At 65.8% G+C, this 24440-nt stretch carries 22 protein-coding genes; 18 read left to right on the forward strand and 4 right to left on the reverse strand.

The window, feature by feature from the left end; genetic code table 11:
- The first annotated feature begins 14 nt into the window (after nt 1-14).
- The 4 genes from odhB (at nt 15) to H0X90_RS22020 (ending at nt 4559) form a co-directional block, all read left to right on the forward strand.
- Nucleotides 15-1292, forward strand: coding sequence for a 2-oxoglutarate dehydrogenase complex dihydrolipoyllysine-residue succinyltransferase (gene odhB / locus H0X90_RS22005; protein WP_006493538.1), 1278 nt, complete (start codon nt 15-17; stop codon nt 1290-1292).
- 81 nt (nt 1293-1373) lie between these two features.
- Nucleotides 1374-2804, forward strand: a complete 1431-nt coding sequence (gene lpdA / locus H0X90_RS22010) for a dihydrolipoyl dehydrogenase (RefSeq protein ID WP_006483484.1) — start codon at nt 1374-1376, stop codon at nt 2802-2804.
- 98 nt (nt 2805-2902) lie between these two features.
- Nucleotides 2903-4000: a cell division protein ZapE gene (gene zapE / locus H0X90_RS22015; RefSeq protein WP_012492563.1), complete on the forward strand. Its 1098-nt coding sequence runs from the start codon at nt 2903-2905 to the stop codon at nt 3998-4000.
- A 148-nt stretch (nt 4001-4148) separates the two neighbouring features.
- The gene (locus tag H0X90_RS22020) at nt 4149-4559 is read left to right on the forward strand and encodes a transposase (RefSeq protein ID WP_006483499.1); all 411 of its coding nucleotides are present in this window, start codon (nt 4149-4151) and stop codon (nt 4557-4559) included.
- A gap of 101 nt (nt 4560-4660) precedes the next feature.
- Here H0X90_RS22020 and H0X90_RS22025 read toward each other — a convergent pair whose 3' ends face one another.
- From H0X90_RS22025 to H0X90_RS22040, 4 genes are all read right to left on the reverse strand, one after another.
- Nucleotides 4661-5122 (reverse strand): DUF2147 domain-containing protein, encoded by a 462-nt coding sequence (locus H0X90_RS22025; protein ID WP_006483501.1) that lies wholly within the window; start codon nt 5120-5122, stop codon nt 4661-4663.
- Nucleotides 5123-5296: 174 nt separating this feature from the next.
- Nucleotides 5297-6982, reverse strand: a complete 1686-nt coding sequence (locus H0X90_RS22030; RefSeq protein WP_006495336.1) for a ShlB/FhaC/HecB family hemolysin secretion/activation protein — start codon at nt 6980-6982, stop codon at nt 5297-5299.
- Between the two features lie 144 nt (nt 6983-7126).
- Nucleotides 7127-8551 carry a collagen-like triple helix repeat-containing protein gene (locus tag H0X90_RS22035; protein WP_034200652.1) on the reverse strand — a complete coding sequence of 475 codons (1425 nt, stop codon included), beginning with the start codon at nt 8549-8551 and terminating at the stop codon, nt 7127-7129.
- A gap of 40 nt (nt 8552-8591) precedes the next feature.
- Nucleotides 8592-10274, reverse strand: a complete 1683-nt coding sequence (locus H0X90_RS22040; RefSeq protein ID WP_077190100.1) for a collagen-like triple helix repeat-containing protein — start codon at nt 10272-10274, stop codon at nt 8592-8594.
- 677 nt (nt 10275-10951) lie between these two features.
- Here H0X90_RS22040 and H0X90_RS22045 point away from each other — a divergent pair.
- From H0X90_RS22045 to H0X90_RS22110, 14 genes are all read left to right on the forward strand, one after another.
- Nucleotides 10952-11122, forward strand: coding sequence for a Flp family type IVb pilin (locus tag H0X90_RS22045; RefSeq protein ID WP_006483497.1), 171 nt, complete (start codon nt 10952-10954; stop codon nt 11120-11122).
- A gap of 87 nt (nt 11123-11209) precedes the next feature.
- Nucleotides 11210-11704 carry a prepilin peptidase gene (locus tag H0X90_RS22050; RefSeq protein ID WP_006483488.1) on the forward strand — a complete coding sequence of 165 codons (495 nt, stop codon included), beginning with the start codon at nt 11210-11212 and terminating at the stop codon, nt 11702-11704.
- On the forward strand, nt 11701-12195 hold the full coding sequence (locus H0X90_RS22055) for a TadE/TadG family type IV pilus assembly protein (RefSeq protein WP_006483477.1): 495 nt from the start codon (nt 11701-11703) through the stop codon (nt 12193-12195). Before H0X90_RS22050 ends, H0X90_RS22055 begins: the two co-directional genes overlap by 4 nt.
- 94 nt (nt 12196-12289) lie before the next feature.
- On the forward strand, nt 12290-13195 hold the full coding sequence (gene cpaB / locus H0X90_RS22060) for a Flp pilus assembly protein CpaB (protein WP_034200650.1): 906 nt from the start codon (nt 12290-12292) through the stop codon (nt 13193-13195).
- A gap of 22 nt (nt 13196-13217) precedes the next feature.
- A complete protein-coding gene (locus tag H0X90_RS22065; RefSeq protein ID WP_034200649.1) occupies nt 13218-14549 on the forward strand; it encodes a type II and III secretion system protein family protein in 1332 nt (443 codons plus the stop codon).
- Between the two features lie 75 nt (nt 14550-14624).
- Nucleotides 14625-15863 carry a fimbrial protein gene (locus H0X90_RS22070; RefSeq protein WP_006483491.1) on the forward strand — a complete coding sequence of 413 codons (1239 nt, stop codon included), beginning with the start codon at nt 14625-14627 and terminating at the stop codon, nt 15861-15863.
- 3 nt (nt 15864-15866) lie between these two features.
- The gene (locus tag H0X90_RS22075) at nt 15867-17219 is read left to right on the forward strand and encodes a CpaF family protein (protein WP_006495330.1); all 1353 of its coding nucleotides are present in this window, start codon (nt 15867-15869) and stop codon (nt 17217-17219) included.
- On the forward strand, nt 17212-18192 hold the full coding sequence (locus H0X90_RS22080) for a type II secretion system F family protein (protein WP_034200648.1): 981 nt from the start codon (nt 17212-17214) through the stop codon (nt 18190-18192). The genes H0X90_RS22075 and H0X90_RS22080 overlap by 8 nt, the downstream gene beginning before the upstream one ends.
- A gap of 4 nt (nt 18193-18196) precedes the next feature.
- The gene (locus H0X90_RS22085) at nt 18197-19195 is read left to right on the forward strand and encodes a type II secretion system F family protein (RefSeq protein ID WP_006483478.1); all 999 of its coding nucleotides are present in this window, start codon (nt 18197-18199) and stop codon (nt 19193-19195) included.
- A 29-nt stretch (nt 19196-19224) separates the two neighbouring features.
- Complete coding sequence (locus tag H0X90_RS22090) at nt 19225-20052, forward strand: hypothetical protein (RefSeq protein ID WP_006483480.1); 828 nt, start codon at nt 19225-19227, stop codon at nt 20050-20052.
- Between the two features lie 23 nt (nt 20053-20075).
- The gene (locus tag H0X90_RS22095) at nt 20076-20405 is read left to right on the forward strand and encodes a DUF3613 domain-containing protein (protein ID WP_006483481.1); all 330 of its coding nucleotides are present in this window, start codon (nt 20076-20078) and stop codon (nt 20403-20405) included.
- Nucleotides 20406-20417: 12 nt separating this feature from the next.
- Complete coding sequence (locus H0X90_RS22100) at nt 20418-22229, forward strand: TadG family pilus assembly protein (protein WP_006495326.1); 1812 nt, start codon at nt 20418-20420, stop codon at nt 22227-22229.
- A gap of 13 nt (nt 22230-22242) precedes the next feature.
- Nucleotides 22243-23634: a sigma 54-interacting transcriptional regulator gene (locus H0X90_RS22105; RefSeq protein ID WP_006483492.1), complete on the forward strand. Its 1392-nt coding sequence runs from the start codon at nt 22243-22245 to the stop codon at nt 23632-23634.
- A 54-nt stretch (nt 23635-23688) separates the two neighbouring features.
- Nucleotides 23689-24396: a DUF2968 domain-containing protein gene (locus H0X90_RS22110; protein WP_034178628.1), complete on the forward strand. Its 708-nt coding sequence runs from the start codon at nt 23689-23691 to the stop codon at nt 24394-24396.
- Nucleotides 24397-24440 lie beyond the last annotated feature (44 nt).

Consider the following 24440-nt stretch of genomic DNA (forward strand, 5'->3'; position numbering starts at 1 on the left):
TCCAGGAAAATCACATGGCTATCGTAGAAGTCAAAGTCCCCCAGCTGTCGGAGTCGGTGTCGGAAGCCACCATGCTGCAGTGGAAGAAGAAGCCGGGCGAAGCAGTCGCGCAGGATGAAATCCTGATCGAACTCGAGACCGACAAGGTCGTCCTCGAAGTACCGGCACCGGCAGCGGGCGTGCTCGCGCAAGTGCTGCAGAACGACGGCGACACGGTCGTGGCCGACCAGATCATCGCGACGATCGACACCGAAGCGAAGGCAGGTGCTGCCGAAGCAGCGGCAGGCGCCGCCGAAGTCAAGCCGGCCGCCGCACCGGCTGCCGCCGCACCGGCCGCTCAGCCGGCAGCCGCAACCGCATCGAGCTCGGCCGCCGCATCGCCGGCCGCAGCGAAGCTGCTGGCCGAGAAGGGCCTGTCGACGGGCGACGTCGCAGGTTCGGGCCGCGACGGCCGCGTCACGAAGGGCGACGCGCTGGCTGCAGGCAGCGCACCGAAGGCCGCTCCGGCCGCCGCACCGGCGAAGACCGCCGCTGCGAAGCCGTCGCTGCCGGAAGTGAAGGTGCCGGCGTCGGCCGCGACGTGGCTGAACGATCGTCCGGAACAGCGCGTGCCGATGTCGCGTCTGCGTGCGCGTATCGCCGAGCGTCTGCTCGAATCGCAGCAGACCAACGCGATCCTGACGACGTTCAACGAAGTGAACATGGCTCCGGTCATGGAACTGCGCAACAAGTACAAGGACAAGTTCGAGAAGGAACATGGCGTGAAGCTCGGCTTCATGTCGTTCTTCGTGAAGGCCGCCGTCCATGCGCTGAAGAAATTCCCGCTCGTGAACGCGTCGATCGACGGTAACGACATCGTCTATCACGGCTACTTCGACATCGGTATCGCGGTCGGTTCGCCGCGCGGCCTGGTCGTGCCGATCCTGCGCAACGCGGATCAACTGAGCCTCGCCGAGATCGAGAAGAAGATCGCCGAATTCGGCCAGAAGGCGAAGGACGGCAAGCTGTCGATCGAGGAAATGACGGGCGGTACGTTCTCGATCTCGAACGGCGGCGTGTTCGGCTCGATGCTGTCGACCCCGATCATCAACCCGCCGCAGTCGGCCATCCTCGGCGTGCACGCGACGAAGGAGCGCCCGGTCGTCGAGAACGGCCAGATCGTGATCCGCCCGATCAACTACCTCGCGCTGTCGTACGACCACCGCATCATCGACGGCCGCGAAGCCGTGCTGTCGCTCGTCGCGATGAAGGATGCGCTGGAAGATCCGGCACGCCTGCTGCTCGACCTGTAAGCCGAGTCTCACTGCATCGACCCGTTCCGCAGGGTCGCGCTCACACGCGAACCTGCGGGCGTACAAGTAGAAAGGATTGTCATGTCCAAGGAATTTGACGTCGTCGTGATCGGCGCCGGCCCCGGCGGCTACATCGCCGCGATTCGCGCCGCGCAGCTCGGCAAGACCGTTGCCTGTATCGAGAAGTGGAAGAACCCGGCCGGCGCGCTGAAGCTCGGCGGCACCTGCCTGAACGTCGGCTGCATCCCGTCGAAGGCGCTGCTCGCGTCGTCGGAAGAGTTCGAGAACACGTCGCATCACCTGGCCGACCACGGCATCACCGTCGACGGCGTGAAGATCGACGTCGCGAAGATGCTCGGCCGCAAGGACGCGATCGTCGAGAAGATGACGAGCGGGATCGAGTTCCTGTTCAAGAAGAACAAGATCACCTGGCTGAAGGGCCATGGCAAGTTCACCGGCAAGACCGACGCCGGCGTGCAGATCGAAGTGAGCGGCGAGGGTGAAACCGAAGTCGTCACCGCGAAGAACGTGATCATCGCGACGGGTTCGAAGGCGCGTCACCTGCCGAACATTCCGGTCGACAACAAGATCGTGTCGGACAACGAAGGTGCGCTGACGTTCGACTCGGTGCCGAAGAAGCTCGCCGTGATCGGCGCAGGCGTGATCGGCCTCGAGCTCGGCTCGGTGTGGCGTCGCCTCGGCGCCGACGTGACGGTGCTCGAAGCGCTGCCGGCATTCCTCGGCGCAGCCGACGAAGCGCTCGCGAAGGAAGCGGCCAAGCTGTTCAAGAAGCAAGGCCTCGACATCCATCTCGGCGTGAAGATCGGTGAAGTGAAGACGACCGCGAACGGCGTGTCGATCGCCTACACGGACAAGGACGGCAACGCGCAGACGCTCGACGCCGACCGCCTGATCGTGTCGGTCGGCCGCGTGCCGAACACCGACAACCTCGGCCTCGAGGCGATCGGCCTGAAGGCGAACGAGCGTGGCTTCATCGACGTGGACGACCATTGCCGCACGGCGGTGCCGAACGTGTACGCGATCGGCGACGTGGTGCGCGGCCCGATGCTCGCGCACAAGGCGGAAGACGAAGGCGTGCTGGTCGCGGAAGTGATCGACGGCCAGAAGCCGCACATCGACTACAACTGCATTCCGTGGGTGATCTACACGTACCCGGAAATCGCATGGGTCGGCAAGACGGAGCAGCAGCTGAAGGCGGAAGGCCGCGAGATCAAGACGGGCAAGTTCCCGTTCTCGATCAACGGTCGCGCACTCGGCATGAACGCGCCGGACGGTTTCGTGAAGATGATCGCGGATGCGAAGACCGACGAACTGCTCGGCGTGCACGTGATCGCCGCGAACGCGTCGGACCTGATCGCGGAAGCCGTGGTGGCGATGGAATTCAAGGCGGCGTCGGAAGACATCGCCCGCATCTGCCATCCGCACCCGTCGATGTCGGAAGTGATGCGCGAAGCGGCGCTCGCCGTCGACAAGCGCTCGCTGAACAGCTGAGCACGGGGTAGCGCCTGCCGGCCGTCGGCCGGCGCAGCCGTCTCATGACGAAGGCGGGCGGGGTTTCCCGCTCGCCTTCGTTCTTTCCGGTTTGCCCGATGAACGTCACCGAATACTACACGCGCGAACTGACCACGCGCGGCTATCAGTCCGATCCCGCGCAGCGCGCGGCCGTCGATCGCCTGCAGCGCTGTTTCGACGAATGGGTCGAATACAAGGCGCGCCGCTCGAACGCTTTCAAGAAGCTCATCAATCATCCGGATCTTCCGCGCGGCGTCTACATGTGGGGCGGTGTCGGTCGCGGCAAGAGCTTCCTGATGGACAGCTTCTACGCAGTCGTACCCGTGCAGCGCAAGACGCGCCTGCATTTCCACGAATTCATGCGCGAAGTGCACCGCGAGCTCGAGGAGCTGAAAGGGCAGGCCGATCCGCTCGACGAACTCGCGCGACGCATCGCGAAGCGTTACCGGCTGATCTGTTTCGACGAGTTTCACGTGTCGGACATCGCCGACGCGATGATCCTGTACCGCCTGCTCGATCGCCTGTTCAACAACGGCGTGCAGTTCGTGATGACGTCGAATTACGATCCCGACGATCTGTATCCGGACGGTCTGCATCGCGACCGCATGCTGCCGGCGATCGCGCTGATCAAGGAAAAGCTCGACGTGCTCAACGTCGATGCGGGGGTCGACTATCGCCAGCGCACGCTCGCGCAGGTGAAGATGTATCACACGCCGCTCGGCGCGGAGGCCGATCGCGAACTGCGCCATGCATTCGGCAAGCTCGCGGCGGTGCCCGACGAGAGCCCGATCCTGCATATCGAGAAACGCGAATTGAAGGCGCTGCGCAAGGCGGACGGCGTCGTGTGGTTCGATTTCGCGACGCTGTGCGGCGGCCCGCGTTCGCAGAACGACTACCTGGAACTGGCGAGCCGCTTCCATGCGATCGTGCTGTCCGAGGTGCCGCAGATGTCGCCGCGGATGGCATCCGAAGCGCGCCGCTTCACGTGGCTCATCGACGTGCTGTACGACCACAAGGTCAAGCTGCTGATGTCCGCTGCGGTGCCGGCCGAGGAGTTGTACGTCGAAGGCCCGATGGCCAACGAATTCGCGCGTACGGTCTCGCGCATCGTCGAGATGCAGTCGAAGGAGTATCTCGAAACACCGCGCCGCATCGTCGATACGTCGTTGACCTGAGCGGATGGTGAGCTTGGTAATTGGCGGGATTTAAACGTCAATTTCGGTTAAATTCTGCCGATCTCCGGGTATTTTCGGATTTGTCTTATATTCATCGTTGAGGTGAGCCGATATTGTGGTGTCATGGTTATTAAGGCTGGAGATGTCCATGACCCCGTATCGCGATTTGACCGACCACGAATGGCGCTGCGTCGCGCCGCTTCTGCCCGAAATGCAACCGCGCACCGAGTTGCGCGGCCGGCCGTTAGCCAATACGCGGGCCGTGCTGAACGGCGTGCTCTGGGTGATCTACAGTGGCGCAACATGGTCGGCCATGCCGCGCCGTTACCCGTCGTATCAAACATGCCATCGCCGCTTCAAGGTGTGGCACGAAACGGGTACGCTGATGAACGTGATGCGTGAGCTTTATGGCGACGCCGGCATGAATCTGTGCAATGAACTGTCCGCGCGGATGCGCAAGCACACGCAATCGAAGGCGGCGGAGGCGCGTAGCAACGCAGCGCCCGCGTATCGTGCACCGGGTAGCTATGCAGCGGATGCGATGAAGCACGCGGCGTGATGCCGTCGCGTTTCGTTGTGCGCGCACCAAAAGAAATCGGCCTGGCGACGTCGTCGCAGGCCGATTTTTTCATTGAGCCGCGCGTTTCGGCGCGTACGGCGTTATTGCTGGCGAACCCAGGTCTGCGAACGACCGAGCAGCGACACGCCGATGTAGCCGCGCACCACGAGCTTCTGACCGCCGTCTTCGAGCGTCATCTTGCACTTGTAGACCTTGCCGTTCTCCGGGTCGAGAATGTTGCCGCCGTCCCAGTGGTCGCCGTCCTTCTTCATCGCCTTGATGATCGTCATGCCCTTGATGAGCTGATCCTTGCGCTCGTCCGTGCACGCGGTGCAGCGGCGATCGGGCGTATCGTTCGCGCCGAGGCCCTTGACGACCTTGCCCGTCAGCGAGCCGTCGCCATCTTCGGCGATCTGTACGAGTGCCTTCGGTTGATGGGTGTTGTCGTCGATCGTCTGCCACATGCCGATAGGGCTATCGGCTTGCGCGAACGTGGGGGCTGCGCACGCGAGCAGGGCGCCGGCAATGGCGATTGCACGCAACGGGCGGGTCAGTTGAATCATTGTCATCCTCCTTGTTTTGCATGTCTGTTCGATTCGCCCGCACGACCGTCTGCATGGGGCGGGCATGTTGCGAGCTTCGCCAGAATACGTGAAACCGCGCGCCACGTTTGATAGAGGGGACTCTAATCGAAACAGCCCGCGTGACGCGGGCTGTTTCGTGACTTGGGTGACCGATCAGTTGAGCTGATAGGAGAACGCCGCATTGATTCGTGGGCTGCGCGATGCGCTTTCGACCGGTGCGTCGCCCACCGGTTTGGCGACGTTCAGGTCGAGACTGTAGTAACGGCTGTCCGTGAGCCGCACGCCGATGCCGACCGACGACATGCGGTTCGGCGACGGCGTGCCCGAGTGCAGATACACGCGCGCCATGTCGTATGCGATGTACGGCGTGATCGATTTCAGATACGTCCAGCCCGGCGTGAAGCCGCGGTTGACCTCCAGCGACATCCCCCAGCCCGAGTCGCCCGATGTCTCGCCCGGCTGGTAGCCGAGCGCGTAACGGGTCGAGCCGAACGAGATCTGTTCGGACGTCGGCAGCGAGTCGGGACTGTATTGCCCGGTCAGCGAGACCGACGTGCCGATCCGGAACGGCCATTCGTTCGTCTGCGTGAAGGTCGCGCCGGTGCGCACGAAGGTCAGCGAGATCGGGCTGTCCACCGAGGTCGTGGTCGTGCCGACGGTGATGTCCTGCGCTTTCGATGCGCCGAGGATGTTGAAGCCTTTCGCGACGTTGACGCTCAGCTTCTGTACCTGTTTCGGCTGGACGCTCGTGTAGTCGAGCTGCATCTGCAGCACGCGGACCTGCGAGCGCGTATCGAGACTCGCACCGTTGATCTGGTTCTGGTAGCGGTCCTCGTTGTGTGACGCATAGCCCGACACGGTGCCGAGCAGGCTGCGCTGGTTGTTCAACAGCAACGGATAGGAAGCCGAAAGACCGAGTTTTTCGTTCTTCACCGTACGTTCGACGTACGACGGCAACCCGGGGTTGTCGGTCGGCTTGCCGCGATACGTGCTGGCATCGAGGCGCGTGATCAGGCCGCTGCTGCCGACGGGCACCGCGCCGCTGAACGCGAAATAGGTTTGCTTGTCGCGTCCCGGCGGCGCGAGCGCCGAGATGCTCAACTGCTCGCCGAACCGCGTCAGGCCGTTTTCGGTCGCGGTGATGAGGCCCTGCACGCCGGGGTGGTTGAAGTCGATACCCGTGCTGACGTTGAACGGCTTGCGATCGACCGCGAGCTCGAGCGTCGTCGCGCCGTCGGTGGTCTGCGGCGGCGGGACATTCGCCTTCACCGTGAGGCCGGGCAGCAGGCCGAACGTGTTCACGTAACGCTCGAACGTCGCGCGGCGCAGCGGGCGATCGGCCGTGATGTGCGCGGCAATCGCGCGAATCTTCGGTTCCATCGCGCCGGGCTTGCCGGTGACCTTGACGTCCGACACATAGCCTTCGACCACCGTGATGCGCACGACGCCGTTCTCGAACGTTTGCGCGGGGACGAACGCGAACGACAGCGCGTAGCCGCGTTCCTGGTACAGCGTCGTCACGCCGTTGGCGGTTTCGATCAGTTCGCCGATCGTGATGTCCTTGCCGACGAGCGGTGTGAAGCGGCGCGTGATTTCTTCGAACGGTATCGACTTCACGCCTTCGACCTGGAACGTCTTCGGCGTCAGGTGCCGCGACAGCAGCTCCTGCAATTGCGGCGCCTGCGGCGCGACCTGCACGGTGACGTTCGGGCCCGTCTTCGGCGCGTTGATCTGGGGAAGGGAGTCGAGCGGGTTACCGCCGACGCGCGTTTGTGCCTGTGCCGTACCTGCTGCCGCGATGGCGAGCAGCATCATCCATCTGTCGAGTCTGGATTTCATTGTTCTTCCTCGTAGGCCTTGCTTTTCGTCTTCTTTGTAATGCCGGCGCGCGACACCGGGGTGTCGCGCGCCGCGTGCCGCAATGCCGGTTGTGTTTGTACGGCCGCGCCATTCGCTCCGGCTGCGATGACGCGACCGTCCTCCTTACTTGCCAACGCTACCCAGCGTACCCAGCAACCCCGTGACCGGTGCCAGCAGGCCCGTCGAACCGCTGCTCGACGATGCCGTACCCGACACGCTGCCGACCAGCGACGTGACCGGCGCGAGCGGGCTCGCCCCCCCGGACCCTGCCGCACCGCCAACTGCTCCGGTGACAGTATTCAGCAAACCGGTGACGGGCGCGAGAGGGTTTGCACTGCCTGCGCCGCCCGTGGCGCCGCCGAGCGTGCCCGTGACCGTCGACACGAGATTCGTGACGGGTGCGAGCGGGCCGCTGCTGCCGCCTGCTGCGCCGCCCAGTGCGCCGGTCACCGTGGAGACCAGGCCGGTCACCGGCGCGAGCGGGCCGCTGCCCGAGCCGCCTGCTGCGCCGCCGAGCGCGCCCGTGAGCGAGCCGAGCGGCGTCGAGCCCAGACCCGACAACAAGCCGCCGAGCGGGTTCGTCGAACCGGAACCTGACGACGAGCCGTTCTGGACGGTTGCCGTCGAGCCGCCGACGAGGCTCGTGATCAGGCCGGGGATCGGCGCCGCGCCATTCGGGCCGTTCGGATTGACGAGGCCGCCCGCGTTGGTCACGGTGTTGCCGACTGCCGTCACGAGCTGGCCGACGTCGCCGACGAGCGGCTGGCTCGACGTGCCGCCGACCTGCTTGCCGGCCGAGCTGATCGCGCCGCCGATCTGGCCGAGCAGGCCCGAGACGGGTTGGCCGAGGCCGGTCGTCGTGCCGACCTGCTGCGTGACTTGGCCGGCGGTGATCACGAGCGGCGTGATCGCCGAGCTGATCGGTTGCGTGACCTGCTGCACGGCGCCCGACGACAGCGTCGAGCCGATCGTCGTGCCGGCGGCCGTCAGGCCGTTGGCGACCGTGTCGAGCACGGTGCCGACCGGCGTCGTGACCGGCGCGAGCGGCGCCAGCGGGCCCGTGCCCAGCGCCTTGACCGTCGAGCTCAGGCCGGACACCGTGTTGCTGGTCGCACCGACGACGTTGCCGAGACCGGCCACCGTGGTGCCGACCGGGTCCTTGGTCGAACCGATCTGTCCCAGCCCGTTGCTCACCGCATCGGCTGCCGCACCGACGATCGTGCCGGTGCTGGACAGCGTGCTGCCGATACCCTTCGGCACGCCGTCGCCGAGGCCCGGCAGGCTGATGTTGCCGACCGTGCTGCCGAGGTCGGTGGCCGTCTGGCCGACCGTGCTGATGACACCCTTGGTGCCGGTCGACGAGCCGCTGGTGCCGCTCGTCCCGGACGTGCCGCTCGTGCTCGGGTTGTTGTTGTCGTTGCTGCTGGTCGGCGGCGAGCTGACGCCGCCACCGCCGCAGGCGGCCAGCAGGCACGCCGCGGCGAAGGCGGTGAGGGGCGCGCGCCAATGGCGCAGGGCGACCGTCGGGAGGGAACGTTGCTGGGACATGATGGACTCCTCGCTGTCTTTTCGATGAATGGATGTCGGATTACTTGCCGTGCGTGCCGCCGAGCAGGCCGCCGATCAGCGACGTGACGGGCGCCAGCGGATTCGACGACGAACCCGAATTCGTGACGGCACCCGTGCCGCCGCTCAGTGCCGGCACGCCCACCGTGCTCGTGACCGTGGAGACGACGTTCGTCACCGGGGCGAGCGGGCTGCCGCCGCCTGCGCCAGCCGTCGCGCCGCCGAGGGCGCCCGTGACTGCGCCGAGAAGACCGGTGACGGGCGCCAGAGGATTTGCGCTGCCTGCGCCACCCGTTGCGCCGCCGAGTGCGCCCGTGACCGTCGACACGAGACCCGTGACCGGCGCGAGCGGACCGCCGCTGCCGCCGGCTGCGCCGCCCAGTGCACCCGTGACCGTCGAGACGAGACCGGTGACCGGCGCGAGCGGGCCGCCGCTGCCGCCGGCTGCGCCGCCCAGTGCACCCGTGACCGTCGAGACGAGACCGGTGACCGGCGCGAGCGGGCCGCCGCTGCCGCCGGCTGCGCCGCCGAGCGCGCCCGTGACCGTCGAGACGAGACCGGTGACCGGGGCGAGCGGGCCGCTGCCGCCACCCGTTGCGCCGCCGAGTGCGCCGGTCACCGTCGACACGAGACCCGTGAGCGGGGCGAGCGGGTTGGTCACGCCGCCGGTGCCGCCCGTGAGCAGGCCGCCGACGGCCTTGACGGTGTTGCCCGTCGACGAGACGGTGTTGCCGAGGCCCGTGGTGACCGGGTTGCCGCCCGTCGATGCGAGCAGGGCGCCAGCCTGGTTCAGACCGTTGCCAACCGTGCCGAGCAGCGTGTTGACCGGCGCGCCGAGGCCGGTTGCGGTGCCGATCGTCTGGGTCGTCTGGCCGACCATGGTCGTGATCGGCGTGATGGCCGAGCTGACCGTCTGCGTGACCTGCTGGATCGGGCCGGTCGACAGCACGTTGGTGAGCGTGGTGCCGCCGTTCGACACGGCACCGCCGAGCGTCGTGACGAGGCCGCCGACCGCGCCCGTGACCGGTGCGAGCGGTGACAGCGGGCCGCTGCCGAGGCTCGTGACCAGGTTGCCCGTTTGCGTGACTGCGCCGCCGAGCTGATTCACCACGCCGCCGGTGCTGGCGACCGTGGTGCCGACCGGATCCTTCGTCGCGCCGAGTTGGCCGAGCCCGCTGCCGAGGCCGTTGCCGAGTGCGGTAACCGCACCGCCGACGCTTTGCACGATGCCGCCCGCGGCTTGCGTGGTGGCCGGATTGACGCCCGGCAGCGTCTGGCTGCCGATGACGGAGCCGAGGCCGGAGACGGTGTCGCCGGCATTCGTGATGATGTTGCTGCCTTGTGCGAGGACATTTCCCACCGGGTTCGCCGACACACCGGAGGTGCCGGACGTACCGCTCGTGCCCGAGGTTCCGCTGGTGCCGGACGTGCCGCTCGTGCCCGAGGTTCCGCTGGTGCCGGACGTGCCGCTCGTGCCTGAGGTTCCGCTGGTGCCGGACGTACCGCTCGTACCCGAGGTGCCGCTGGAGCCGTTGCCGCCCGACGTGGAGATCGTATCGCCGCCGCCGGAGCTCGAGCCGCCGCCGCCGAGACCCTGGCTGATGGAGCCGGAGCCGCCGCACGCGGAGAGGGAAAGCATGGCTGCAACGGTGGCCGCGATCAGAGTCGTCCGGAACACGCCATGAGGGATAACCTTAGTGTCCATTTCGTCCTCGCATTAAAAATGTGTTGTGAACTGCGTTGTGTTGAGTGGTGCGAGGACTACTCTGCAACTGTCGTGCCATTTCGAGGCTCGACGGTTCGACAACCGGTTTTAAACGAGGCAATTCCTTGTCGGAAAAGGAAGTTCCGGAAATTGAAAGATTGTTGAATCTGTTTAAGTGCAGATGAATGAGAACGGTTTCGGCCGTTTCGTAACGTAACGTCACAACATTGGCGTTACGCGTGCGGCGTAACGTGGGGCCCGCGCAGGCTTGGTGGACGAGGCAATTGTTTTACTGGTGGATTAGGTGTGCACATCTAACCTATCGTAAATCCTATGTGTAAGTCGTACCGAAACGCCGTACAAATACGTTGTGCTCCTGGTCATTTTTTTCCGTCAGAGTGGTTAAAAGAGGTTGGAACTTAAATAGGATCGGATATAGAATCCGGAGCAGATGTAAGGAAATGTACGGTTCGGTACACTACGTTCGAGGAGGAGCGCTATCGCGAATGTTAACTTGCATCAAATCGTGAGCAAGGCCCTTCGGGGCGACCTATAAAGAAAGCGCACCCGGTTGTCGTTACAGCAGATGTGGCGAACGGTTGGGGCAAACGGCCAGATATGCGGGGACGTATACGTATAAAAGGCCAGAAAACGTAAATACAGGCACGAGGAATAAAATGAAAGCAATCATCAAGCGTTTCCTTAAGGAAGAAGACGGGGTTACCGCAGTCGAGTACGGACTCATCGCGGGACTTATCGCAGTCGCTCTCGTCAGTGCGATGAGCACGTTGACGGGCGGCATCTCGGGGGCGTTCACCTACATCGCGAACCAGCTGCCGAAGGCATAACGAACGAGCTTTTGCTCATTTCCCTGTTGTTAGGGGCGCGGGTTGCTTCGGCAACCCGCGCGGTAAGTTTTGCCGTTCGGGGCGTAAATGATCCTGCTAACTGGCGTCGGGGTTTTCCTCGCGTGGGCGGTGCTCGTCGCGCTCGAGGACATCCGTCATAGGCGTATACCGAATTCACTGGTGATCGGTGGATTCGTATCTGCATTTGTGCTCGCCGGGCATAATCCATTCGGCATATCCGTGAATCAGGCGCTCATTGGCGCACTGGTCGGCTTTCTCAGTCTTTTCCCGTTTTTTGTGCTGCGCGTAATGGGTGCCGCGGATGTCAAGGTATTCGCGGTGCTGGGCGCGTGGTGCGGCCCGTATGCGTTGCTGTGGCTCTGGATCATTGCGAGCCTGCTGGCATTCGCGCATGCCGGCACGCTGGTCTTCGCCACCCGTACGCCGGTGTCGGCGTTGTGGCAGCGGCGTTCCCCGACGATGCAGATTGCCGGTTTCCGCGCGTCGCCGTATGCCGCGTTTCTCGTGATCCCGGCGGCGCTGTGGTGCCTGTACCGGATCGCGGTGGGGGGGATGCAATGAAGGCGGCCCGGCCGGTATCCGGCATGCGGCGCCGCGAGCGCGGCGCAACCGCGATCGAATTTGCACTGATGTTGCCGGTGTTCTTCCTGATCCTGTACGCGATCATCACGTACGGGATGATCTTCGCGGCTCAGCAAAACCTGACGCTTGCCGCCACGGAAGGCGCTCGCGCCGCGTTGAACTATCAGCAGGTCGGCGCGGCCGCGTCGGTGCAGGCGGCCCAGCAAGCCGCGCTGGCGGCGCGGGCCCAAGCCGCATGCACGGCCGCGACGAACCTGACCACTTGGCTGAAAGGGTCGACATGTTCGCCCACACAGCAAGGCAACTGTTCGTATGACCCGACAATGTTGTGCGTGCAGATCACGCTGACCTACCCCTACTCGCAGAGCCCGCTGATTCCGTCGTTCCCGCTGCTCGGTTCGCTGTTGCCGGTGCCGTCGACACTCACCGGCACCGCGATGGTCCAGATCAGCCCGGTCAACATCATATAGACGGCAGCGACGGCGTCGTGCCGGGTCGAGGGCGCCCGGTTGGCACGTTGTGCGGAGAATTCAATCGTGAGTAGCGGGGAAACATAACAACACCATGGCCAACAACCTGACGAAGATCATTGCGGGCTTGCTGATCGCGATCGCGATCCTGCTCGGCGTCTATGCATGGATGCTCGGTCGCAAGCCGGGCGACGTCGCGCCGGTTGCCGCGACGGTCGCGACGCAGAGCGTGCCGGTCGTCGTGACGACGCGGCCGTTGCAAGCCGGCCAGCCGATTCCGGCCGATGCGCTGAAGGTCCAGCAGTCGACCGCTGCGCCGCAGGGGGCGTTCGCCGATCCGCTGCAGCTGGTCGGCCGCACGCCGGCTGCCGACATTCCGGCGCAGGCGGCCGTCGTCGCGAGCGCCTTGTCGTCCGGCCTCGCCGAGCAGATCGCGCCGGGAGAACGCGCCGTCGCGATCAAGGTCGACGAGACCAACGCGGTCGGCAACCGCGTGCGGCCCGGCAACTATGTCGACGTGTTCCTGAACCTGAAGCGCGACGGGACCGGCGTGGCGATCGGCGGGACGTCGACGGCCGAGATCGTCAATACCCAGGCGCGGCTGCTGATGTCGAAAGTCCGCGTGCTGTCGTTCGGCGATGCAACGACCGAGCGGGACAGTTCGAACGGCTCGGTGGTCGGGACGCGGACCGCGGTGCTGGCCGTGCCGACCGCGCAGGTCGACGCGCTGACGCTCGCAGAGCAGAGCGGTCGGCTCGTGCTCGCGCTGCGTAACCCACGCGACGACGATGTCGCGACGCAAACCGTCGCGGTTCGTGTCGGCGACGACAAGAGTCCGTCGACGCTTGCCGCGGCGGGCGTGGTGCTGGGCGAGTTGTCGAAGAGCGCGACGACGGCGGCGCCGGCCCCGCGTGCGGTGCCGCGGGTGGTCGCGCGGCATCCGAGCGGCGGCAGCATCGAAGTGATTCGGGGTGGGCGGACCGAAACGGTCGCCTATTGAGCGGGACGACGACGGCAAAACAATGAAAAAGAAACTGATTGGTTTGGCTATTGCATTGAGCGCGCTGGCGATGCCGCCGCTGTCGGACGCGGCCGACACGAGCGGCACGATCAGCCTTGCGATCGGCGCGCAGCGGCAGATTGCGACGGGGCGGGCGCTGCAGCGGGTCGCGGTCGGTGACCCGTCGGTGGCCGACGTGCTCGTCGTGAAGGGCGGGCGTGGCGGCGTGCTGCTGGTGGCGAAGAATGCCGGCGCGACGAACGTGATGATCTGGGAGCGCGGCCATGATGAGCCGACCGTCTACAACGTGAACGTCACGAGCGGTGCGGCGCGGGCACTGCTCGACGGCGCGTCGCCGAGCGTGAACACGTATGGCGGCACGACGGTGATCGGCGGTGCGGCCGGAACGCTCGACGGGCATCAGCGGGCGGTCCATGCGGCGAAGACGGTCGGCGGCAAGGACGGGACGACGCTCGATGCGTCGACGATCTCCGGCAAGAACGTCGTGCAGGTCGACGTGCGGGTCGTCGAATTCAGCCGTTCGGTGCTGAAGCAGGCGGGCCTGAACTTCTTCAAGCAGAGCAACGGCTTTTCGTTCGGCGCGTTCGCGCCGACGGGGCTGACCTCGATTTCCGGTACGCCGGGCGGTTCGCTCACGTACAACACGAGCGTACCGATCTCGTCGGCGTTCAACCTCGTCGTCAATTCGGTGTCGCGCGGATTGTTCGCTGACCTGTCGATTCTCGAGGCGAACAACCTGGCGCGCGTGCTCGCGCAGCCGACGCTCGTCGCGTTGTCCGGCCAAAGCGCGAACTTCCTCGCTGGCGGCGAAATCCCGGTGCCGGTGCCGCAATCGCTCGGCACGATCTCGATCGAATGGAAACCCTACGGCGTCGGGCTGACGGTCACGCCGACCGTGCTGAGCCCGCGGCGAATCGCGTTGAAGGTCGCGCCCGAGTCGAGCCAGCTCGACTTCGTGCATTCGATCACGATCAACAGCGTGCAGGTGCCGGCGCTGACGACGCGGCGCGCGGACACGACGGTCGAGCTCGGCGACGGCGAAAGCTTCGTGATCGGCGGCCTGATCGACCGCGAAACCACGTCCAACGTCAACAAGGTGCCGTTCCTGGGCGACCTGCCCATCATCGGCGCGTTTTTCAAGAATCTGAGCTACCAGCAGAACGACAAGGAGCTCGTGATCATCGTGACGCCGCATCTCGTTGCACCGATTGCGCAGGGTGCGCCGCTGCCGGCGACGCCGGGCGAGCTGTCCGAGCAGCGCGACGGTCCGGTGTGGCGTTCGTACCTGGGCGGCATGGCATCGCCGGACGCGGGGCCGGGGTTCTCGAAATGAGCGCGCCGAATCGTTACCGGACCGCGCAGGCCGTCGCGCACGACGCGATGCCTTGCTTCATTGTGAGTATCCAAGATGAACGCGAGAACCTATTCTTTGGCTGAGCCCGCCGTCACCGACCACTTCGTCTGCGCCACCTCGGTCGCGGAGCATGTGCACTGGCTGTCGCAATCGCTGGTGTCCGCCGGCGCCGTCGAAGGGGTGCCGCTCGACGGCGCCGCGTTGTCGCAGCGTATCGGCGTGTTGAATCCGGCACTGGTCTTCATCGATTTTTCCGGTGATTGCGCGGCTGCGAGCACGGTGGTCGCCGCGATACGCGTCGCGCATCCGGGCGTGCCGGTCGTCGCGCTGGGCTCGCTCGCGCAACCGGAAGGCGCACTCGCCGCGCTGCGCGCGGGGGTGCGCGATTTCGTCGATTTCTCCGCACCGGCGGACGAGGCGCTGCGGATCACGCGCGTGTTGCTCGACAACGTCGGCGAGCCGGCGAATCGCCACGGGAAGGTCACCGCGTTGCTCGGCGCGCGTGCCGGGATGGGCGTGAGCACGCTCGCCGCGAACCTGTCGGTACTGATGCAGCGGCGGCCGGCCGATCCCGCCCGCACGGCGGCGCTGCTCGATCTCGGGCTGCCGGCCGGTGACGGCGCGTTGTTCCTGAATACGCGTTGCGAATTCCATTTCGTCGAGGCCGTGCGCAACCTGCGCCGGATCGACCGTACGTTCGTGACGACCGCGCTCGCGCGCCATTCGAGCGGCGTCGCTCTGACGACGCTGCCGCCGAATCTCGCCGAGCTGCGGGATGTGGCGACGGCGTCGTGCGCGGCATTGCTGAACCGGCTGCGGGCGTTCTTCGATCACCAGATCGTCGATCTCGGCGGCTTCCCGAATCGCGAATTCATTGCGCAGGTCGTGAACCTGGCGGACGAAGCATGGCTGGTTTGCGACCAGGGCGTGGCGTCGGTCGTGTCGGCGGTCGAGATGCTGGACGGGTTACGCGAGGCAGGTGCCGCGACCGACCGGATCCGGCTCGTCGTCAATCAGTTCGACGCCGAGCTCGGGCTGCTGCCCGCACAGATCGCCGAGCGGCTGGAACTGTCGCTGCTCGCGACGTTGCCGTCGCGGCGCGTGTCGATCGGGCATGCCGCGAACCAGGGCAAGCTGATCGCCGAGGTCGCGGAACGCGACCCGTACGTCCGTGCGCTCGGGCCGCTGGTCGAGCGCCTTGCGGGCGCGCCGGCGCCGGGTGCGACGCAGCGTGCGGCCGGCGGCCTCTCGGCGCTCAGGCGCATCATTCAATCCTCAACGAAGCGGTCGTAAGCGATGGCACACGACATTCAATTTGCCGACGGCGCAGCGCCGTTCTCGCAAACGCAACAGTTCCACGACATCAAGAATGCCGCGCACGAGCATCTGCTCACGCGGATCGAGGAACTGGGCGCCGAATTCGGCCGTTGGTCGCGACAGGCGATCAACCAGTTCGTCGATCTCGAAATCGACAGCTTCGTGCGGCTGCGGCGCATCCCGCTCAACGAGAGCGAGGTGCGTGCGGTGGCCGAGGCGCTGACGAAGGAGCTCGCCGGCTTCGGACCGATCGAGGACCTGTTGGCGGACCCGCACGTCGAGGACATCCTGATCAACGGCTACAACGACATCTACGTGTCGCGCCACGGGATCCTGTCGAAGCTGCCGATCCGTTTTACCGACAACGCGCATCTGCTGCGGATCGTGCGACGGATTCTGGCCCCGGTCGGCCGGCGGCTCGACGAATCGAACCCGATGGTCGACGCGCGGCTGCCCGACGGCGGGCGGGTCAACGTCGTGATCGAACCGTTGTCGATCGACGGCCCGGTCGTGTCGATCCGGAAGTTCCGCAAGGACCCGCTGAAGCCCGAGGACCTGCTGGGCAACGGCACCTACAACGAGGAAATCGGCCGGCTGCTCGAGGCGGCGGTCGACGCGCGCTGCAACGTGCTCGTGTCGGGCGGCACCAGTTCGGGCAAGACATCGCTGCTGAACGCGCTGGCGTTCCACATCCCGATGGCGGAACGCGTCGTGACGATCGAGGATACGGCCGAACTGTCGCTGAATCACCCGCACGTCGTGCGGCTCGAAAGCCGTCCCGGCGGGTTCGACGGCAGCGGCGTCGTGACGATTCGCGACCTGCTGCGAAACACGCTGCGGATGCGGCCGGACCGGATCATCGTCGGCGAAGTGCGCGGCGGCGAAGTGCTCGAAATGCTGCAGGCGATGAATACCGGCCACGATGGATCGATGGGCACCGTGCACGCCAGCTCGCCGCGCGAATGTTTGTACCGGCTCGAGATGCTGGCCGGCTTCGCCGGTTTTCAGGGTACCGAAGCAAGCCTGCGGCGGCAGATCGCCAACGCGATCGACTTCATCGTGCAGATCGGCCGGCTGTCCAACGGCCGCCGCCGCATCCTGTCGATCACCGAAGTCACCGGCATGTCGGACAACATCGTATCGACGCAGGAGCTGTATCGCTACGAGGCGCGGGTCACGCCGGAGGGCGAAGAAATCGATCATTGGGAGTCGCTCGGCATTCATCCGCATTCGCCGAAGCTCGCACGTTTCCGCAGCACGCTGGTGTCGTCCGGCGGCGGTGGCGGCGGGTTCGGTGGCAGCTTCGGGCGAGGCGGGGGCTTCAATGTCTAGCGCCACCTTGCTCGCGCTGATGTTCGCGTTGATTTGCGCGGCGGCCGGGTTGCTGCTGTGGCGCGGAAGCCAGGTGCGGGAAGGGCGCGCGCATACGCAGCGGTTCTTTGACAGCCGCGTGGGACAGGGCGCGCGTTCCGCCGCCCCGGCGGCCGATACGCGCGCCGCACGTGCCCCGGCGGCCGGTACGCCGAACGGGCAGGCGTCCGAACACGGGATCGCGCGCTGGCGCGCGTCGGCGCTCGGCGCGTGGACCGTGCTGTCCGACCGCGCGGGCCTCGATGAAGTACGCACCGGCCTCGTGCTGGCGCTGGCGGTCGTCGTGCTGCTCGCGCTGTGGGCCGGCATGGCCGGCGGCGTGCTCGCCGCGGTGGCCGCGCTCGTCGCGGGCAGTGTGCTCGTCGTGCTGTGGATCACGTCGCGCATTAGCCGGCGCCGCCTGAAGATCGTCCGTCAGTTGCCGTCGTTTCTCGACGGGATCGTGCGGCTCGTGACGCTCGGCAACAGCGTGCCGGCGGCGTTCCAGTCTGCGCTGCAGACGGCCGAGATGCCGCTGCGCCGCTGCCTCGACGACGTGTCGCAGATGCTGCGCTCCGGTGTCGAGATCGATCGCGCGATGCTGCACATCGCGCATACCTATCGCATCCGCGAATTCGAACTGGTCGGCGCGGTGTTGCGGTTGTCGGTCCGCTACGGCGGGCGGGCGGACGTGATGCTCGACCGGATGTCGACCTTCATGCGCGATCTCGAGCAGGCGGAACGCGAACTGTCCGCGATGTCGGCCGAGACCCGGCTGTCCGCGTGGGTACTGGCACTGTTGCCGATCGCAGTCGGCAGCTTCGTCATCGCCACGAGTCCGCGCTATTTCACGGCGATGTGGGGCGACGATAACGGACGCCAGCTGATTTACCTGGCGTTCGCGTTGCAGGCGATCGGTGGTTTCTGGTTGTACCGGCTCGCGCGGCTGAGGTGAATCGATGGATGCAAACCGTTTAGGCGCACTTGCGCTGGTGCTCGGATCGGTCGGCGTGCTGCTGCTTGCCGCGCTCGCGATCGTTCGCATCGTGCTCGTGCAGCGTGCCGAGCGCGCGCTGGTGAATGCGCTCGATCGCCGGACCGCGGCAGTGGAAGCGGCCGCCGCACGCGCCGGTGCCGCCGAACCTGCGCGCGACGCGGTGGCGCCTGCCGCGCCGCGCGTGCGTTTCGCAGGGCTGCGCGCACGCTTCGAAGACGTCGGGATGCGCTGGCTCGAGACCGGCTTCAGCCGATATCTGATCGCCGACGAAGATCGTCAGTTGCTTGAACAGTGCGGTTTCGTCGACGTGCGCGCGCGAGCGCTGTTCGTCGGCGCGCGCATCGTCTGCGCGATCCTGCTGCCGGCGCTTGCCGTGCTGGTCCTGATCGGTCGCGGACAGCAGACGCGCTGGCCGCTGTGGATCTCCGTCGCGCTCGTGACCGGCTACATGCTGCCGAAAATCTACGTGCGGCGCCGCGCCACTGCTCGCCGGCAAAGCATTGCGGCCGAATTGCCGCTGCTCGTCGACATGTTGCGGCTGCTGCAGGGCGTCGGCCTGTCGCTCGACCAGAGCATCCAGGTCGTCACGCACGATTTCCAGACGATGCTGCCCGTGCTGTCGTGGGAACTCGGCGTTGCACAGCGGCAGTTCGCGGCCGGTCGTACGCGCGAACAGTCGCTGCAACGCCTCACGAACAGTTTCGACAACGAGGACCTGCGCGCGATCGTGCGCTTGCTGATTCAGGTCGACAAGCATGGCGGTGCGGTGCAGGAGCCGCTGAAACAATTCGGTGACCGTCTGCGTGAAGGGCGTCGCGCGACGCTGCGCGAGCAGATCGGCCGCCTGACGGTGAAGATGACCGGCGTGATGATCGTCACGCTGTTGCCGGCACTGTTGATAGTGACGGCGGGGCCCGGGATCATGACCGTGCTGGCCGCGCTCGCCGCGATTCACCGTTGATGCGGCACGAAGGGAAGGAGCGACAGAAGATGAATCGATTGGGTTGGGTTCGCACGATCGCAGGCGCGACGGCATGCGCGTTGCTGGCCAGCGGGTGCGCGATGTTCAAGGAATCCGGATACGGCGTCGGCGCGCAGGCCGAACGCGGCGCGCTGATGCAGGCCGCGGCCGACAAGAATGCGCCGCCCGATACGCCAGGCATGTATCTGGGCCTGATCGAGCGGATGCAGGGGCAGGGACTGTATTTCGCGTCGTTGGCGCACATCGATCAGTACGAGAAGCAATATGGCGCGTCGCCGGACACGATCCTGCTGCGCGCCGACGCGTTGCGGGCGACCGGCCAGTACGATGCCGGCGTGGCCGCCTATACCAAGTTGCTGACGACGCCGCTCGCGGCGCGCGGCTATCGCGGGCTCGGGCTGACCGCCGGCGCCCGCGGCGATTTTGCGCTGGCCGCGCAGCAGCTCGAGCAGGCGACGGCGCTTGCGCCGACCGATGCGGCGACGTTGTCCGACCTTGCGTATTCGAAGATGCGCGACGGCGATCTGGCGGGTGCACGCGTGCCGCTGCTGAAGGCGGCCGAACTCGAGCAGAAGAACCCGAAGATCCTCAGCAACTTCGTGCTGTACCTGCTCGCGACCGGCCATGCGAAGGACGCGCGGCGGCTGATGGATCAGCAGAAGCTGTCGCCCGCGGTGCGCGGCCAGATTCGTGACGACGAGACGAAGGTCGCGGCCGCGATGCGTGCGAAGCAGCGCGCCATCGCACGTGCGCCGGCCAGTGTGTCCGTGCCGTCGGTGGCGAGCAGCGACAATTTCGATCTTGCCGTGCCGCTGCTGCAGCGTTTCGCGCGATAACGACGATATTCACGGAGGCCATCATGTTTCACCTTTCCTCAATCCGCGTGCGGGCCGTGGGCATCGCGTTCGTGTGCTCGCTGGGCGCGGGCGTCGCGCACGCGCAAAGCGACACGCCGGCGTCCGAAATCGGTCATGCGACCACCGCGCTGCTCGACCTGCAGCGCTCGAATCGCTCGGCCGCCACGCCGCAACCGATCGACGGCGCGGCGGGTACGTATGCGTATCAGCGCTATATCGACTCGTTCAAGACGCCGATTCCGCAGTGGTTCGGCACGATGTCGGCGTCGGGCGGTGGCAGTAGTGGTGGCGGCGGCAGCGGCGGGCTGTCCGGCGGCGATCTCGCGCGCTGACGGAGCAGCACGGTGACTACCCGACACAGTGGCGGCACGATCCGCCGCGCGTCACGACAGCGCGGCGCGTTCTCGGTGATGGCGATCGTCGCGACGCTGATCGCCATCACGACGCTTGGCGCCATTGGCGTCGGTAATCTCTTTTACCAGCGTCGGGACGTGCAACGCATTGCCGACATGGCCGCGCTCGCGGCCGTGCAGCGGATGGACGATGCCTGTTCGCAGCCGACTGCCACCGCGACCAGCAATGCGCAGTCCAACGGTCTCAATGCGTCGAACGGCGACACGATCAACATTGAATGTGGCCGCTGGGATACGTCCGTCAACCCGGCACCCAGCTACTACGCTGCCGCGGCAGCCGGAACCACGCAATTGAACGCCGCCAAGGTGGTCGTCACGCGTCAGGTGCCGTTCTTCTTCGTCGGACCGCCGCAGACGGTGTCCGCGGTATCAACCGCGCGTTCGACGAACATCGATACGTTCTCGGTCGGTGCAACCCTGGCCGCGCTCGGCGGCGTCGGCTGCTCGGGCGGATCCGCACCGACGTCCGGCAATCCGGGGCTCGTCAACGGACTGATCGGCGGGTTGCTCGGCGCCAACCTGAACCTGAACATCGGGTCATACCAAGCGCTTGCCTGCACCAACGTGACGGTCGGCGATCTCGTCGTGGCGGCGGGCGTCGGCACGGTCGATCAACTGCTCGCGCTGAAGCTCACGTTGCCGCAACTGATCCAGTTGATGGTGAAGGCGGCCACCCAGACGTCCGTCGTGAACGCAAGCCTGCAGGCGAGCCTCGCCACGCTGCAGGCGATCCTGAACGCCAACATTCCGGGAACGTCGATCGGTCTCGGCGGCGCGGGCGGGTTGCTGAACGTCGCGCTCGCGGATACGCAGGCGGCCCTCAATGCGCAGGTGGATCTGCTCGACCTCCTGATGGTCGGCGCGGAGATCGCGGCAACGGGCAAGCCGGCGGTCACGGTCAATGTGCCGTCGCTGAATCTCGGCGGGCTGACGGGAACGCAACTGCAGGTGCAGATCATCAGCCCGCCGTCGATCGGCGTTGGCGAGGGCGGGATCGATCCGGCAACGGGAACGTGGCGCACGAAGGCGTCGACGGCTGCGGTGGGTGTGTATCTGAATGTCGCTCTCGGCACCGCGCAGTTGCCGATAGTCGGGCCGTTGCTGAATGCGATCGCATCGATCGATGTCAAGCTTCCGATTTACCTGCAAGCCGGCACCGGTACCGCATGGCTGAATTCGACGCAATGTGCGTCCACGCAGGAGGCGAGTACCGTCGCCATTACGGCGCAACCGGGCGTGGCCAATCTGTGCATCGGCCAGCCGCCACTCGATGCATCGGGCAAGATCAGCCTGTCGTCGAATTACAGTTGTTCGTCGCCGGCGCAGATCATCAACGCGAACGCGGTGCTTGGGGCTGTTCGGGTGACGGCCTCTATGTCCAACGTATCTGTCCAAGTGCAGGGCGCTTCCCAATCGCATACGTTCAATGGCGTGCCGGGAATCGATGCGAACTACTGGACCGTGAATTCGAATGCACTCGGCTCAGCGCTCAGTTCGGCGCTGGCTCAACTCGCGGCTGCGACGATCACTGTCAACCTTACCTTGCTCGACCTGACCCCTTTGCCGATACCGTCTTCCTTCGTATCGACGCTGCTCGGTTTTCTGACCAGTCTGCTTAGCCCACTCCTGTCGAGCCTCGACGCAGTCCTCGTTCCGCTGCTGAATCTGCTCGGCGTCCAGGTCGGCGCGGCGACGGTCCACCAGATCTCGCTCAATTGCGGGGTCGCCCAAACGGTTTACTGAAGAAGCAGATCAGATGAGAAATACGCCCGCAATCGAAGAGCTCGACCTGTACGTCTGGGAAGGCAAGGCGGACATCGTCGACCGCGTCGCCCGGTGCATGGCGAGCTTCGACGTCGAAGTGATCCGCGCCGACAACGCGGCGGTCTCGCCCGAGCGCGCCGCGTTGCGGCGCTCGCTGGCGATCATCAGCGTGACGATGATCGAAGGCGGCGCGGCATTCCTGCGCGACTGGCAGGCCAACATCGGCATGCCGGTGGTCTGGGTCGGCGCGGCGCGCGACCACGACGCGTCGCAGTATCCGCCCGAGTATTCGCATATCCTGCCGCTCGACTTCACGTGCGCCGAACTGCGCGGCATGATCGGCAAGCTCGTCACGCAACTGCGTGCGCACGCAGCCGAGACGTTGCAGCCGTCGGAACTCGTCGCGCACTCCGAATCGATGCAGGCGCTGCTGCACGAAGTCGATACGTTCGCCGACTGCGACACCAACGTGCTGCTGCACGGCGAAACCGGCGTCGGCAAGGAGCGCATCGCGCAACTGCTGCACGAAAAGCATTCACGCTACCGGCACGGCGAATTCGTGCCGGTGAACTGCGGCGCGATTCCGGACGGCCTGTTCGAATCGCTGTTCTTCGGCCATGCGAAAGGGTCGTTCACGGGCGCGGTTGTTGCGCATAAAGGCTATTTCGAGCAGGCGGCCGGTGGCACGCTATTCCTCGACGAAGTCGGCGATCTGCCGCTGTACCAGCAAGTCAAGCTGCTGCGCGTGCTCGAGGACGGCGCGGTGCTGCGCGTCGGCGCGACGGCGCCGGTCAAGGTCGATTTCCGTCTGGTCGCGGCAAGCAACAAGAAGCTGCCGCAGCTCGTGAAGGAAGGACTGTTCCGCGCCGATCTCTACTACCGGCTCGCGGTGATCGAGCTGAGCATTCCGTCGCTGGAAGAGCGCGGTGCGGTCGACAAGATCGCGCTGTTCAAGTCGTTCGTCGCCCAGGTGGTGGGCGAGGAGCGGCTCGCCGAGTTGTCCGACCTGCCGTACTGGCTCACGGATTCGGTCGCCGACAGCTATTTCCCCGGCAACGTGCGCGAGCTGCGCAACCTCGCCGAGCGCGTCGGCGTGACGGTGCGACAGACGGGCGGCTGGGATGCCGCGCGACTGCAGCGACTGATCGCGCACGCGCGCAGCGCGGCCCAGCCGGTGCCGGCGGAGAGTGCGGCCGAGGTGTTCGTCGATCGCAGCAAGTGGGACATGAACGAGCGCAACCGCGTGATCGCGGCGCTCGACGCAAACGGTTGGCGGCGTCAGGACACGGCCCAGCAGCTCGGCATCAGCCGCAAGGTGTTGTGGGAAAAAATGCGCAAATATCAGATCTTCGACGAAGAGCCCGAGACCCGCGAAAGCGAGTAATTAATGAGATAAAATCGCGGTGAATTACAACGACTCGGGCGGGAATAAAACTTCATGAGCCATATGACGGGGTTGGGGCGGGTGAGCGTAATGCTCGCCCTGGTGGGAGGCATGCAAGGCGCGTTCGCGCAGGGGCTGGCAGGCGGCGATCCGTCGGCGGTGCAGCAGGCATCGGCGCCGGTGGCCGCGATTCCGGTGATCGATTCGCAGGCGCAGACGTCGGTGCAGCCGCAGGCCGGCGAGACGACGGGACCGAGCACGGTCGACGATTTGCAGCGCCAGATCCAGGCGCACTCGCTGACGGAAATGCGCACGAGCTACAACGGCAGCTACGGCGCCAGCCTGCTGTTCAACGTCAAGGACGGTGCGTATTTCGTCGCGTTGTTCCAGCAAAAGGCGTTCTGGCGCGTGATCAAGACTTACGACGAAACGCGCGCGGAAGCGATCTATCGCGATTTCTCGCATCAGGCGGAGCGGCTGGCCGTCAACGAACTGCGGGCGGCGAAGCTGGAATCGCAGAAGGCGCAAATGGACAAGCAGATCGAAGTCACGCAGGACCGCGCGCGGCGTCTGCAGGCGGACATCTCGATCGCCCGCCAGCAGCAGGCGGCGGTGGCGGATCGCCAGAAGAGCGTGCGGAGCGAAACGGCGGCATTGCAGGCGCAACAGGCGCAGCTCCAGTCGCAATTGCGGGCGTTGCAGCAGCAGGTGCGTTCGCTGCAGCGCGAGGCCGACGCGGGCTTGCCGACGACGGCACGCTGAATTCGGTAACGGCGGTGCGGCGACATGCCGCGCCGGCCGTACAA

This window comes from Burkholderia sp. 9775_39 (genome assembly GCF_015712225.1).
GTDB classification, from domain to species: Bacteria; Pseudomonadota; Gammaproteobacteria; order Burkholderiales; family Burkholderiaceae; genus Burkholderia; species Burkholderia cenocepacia.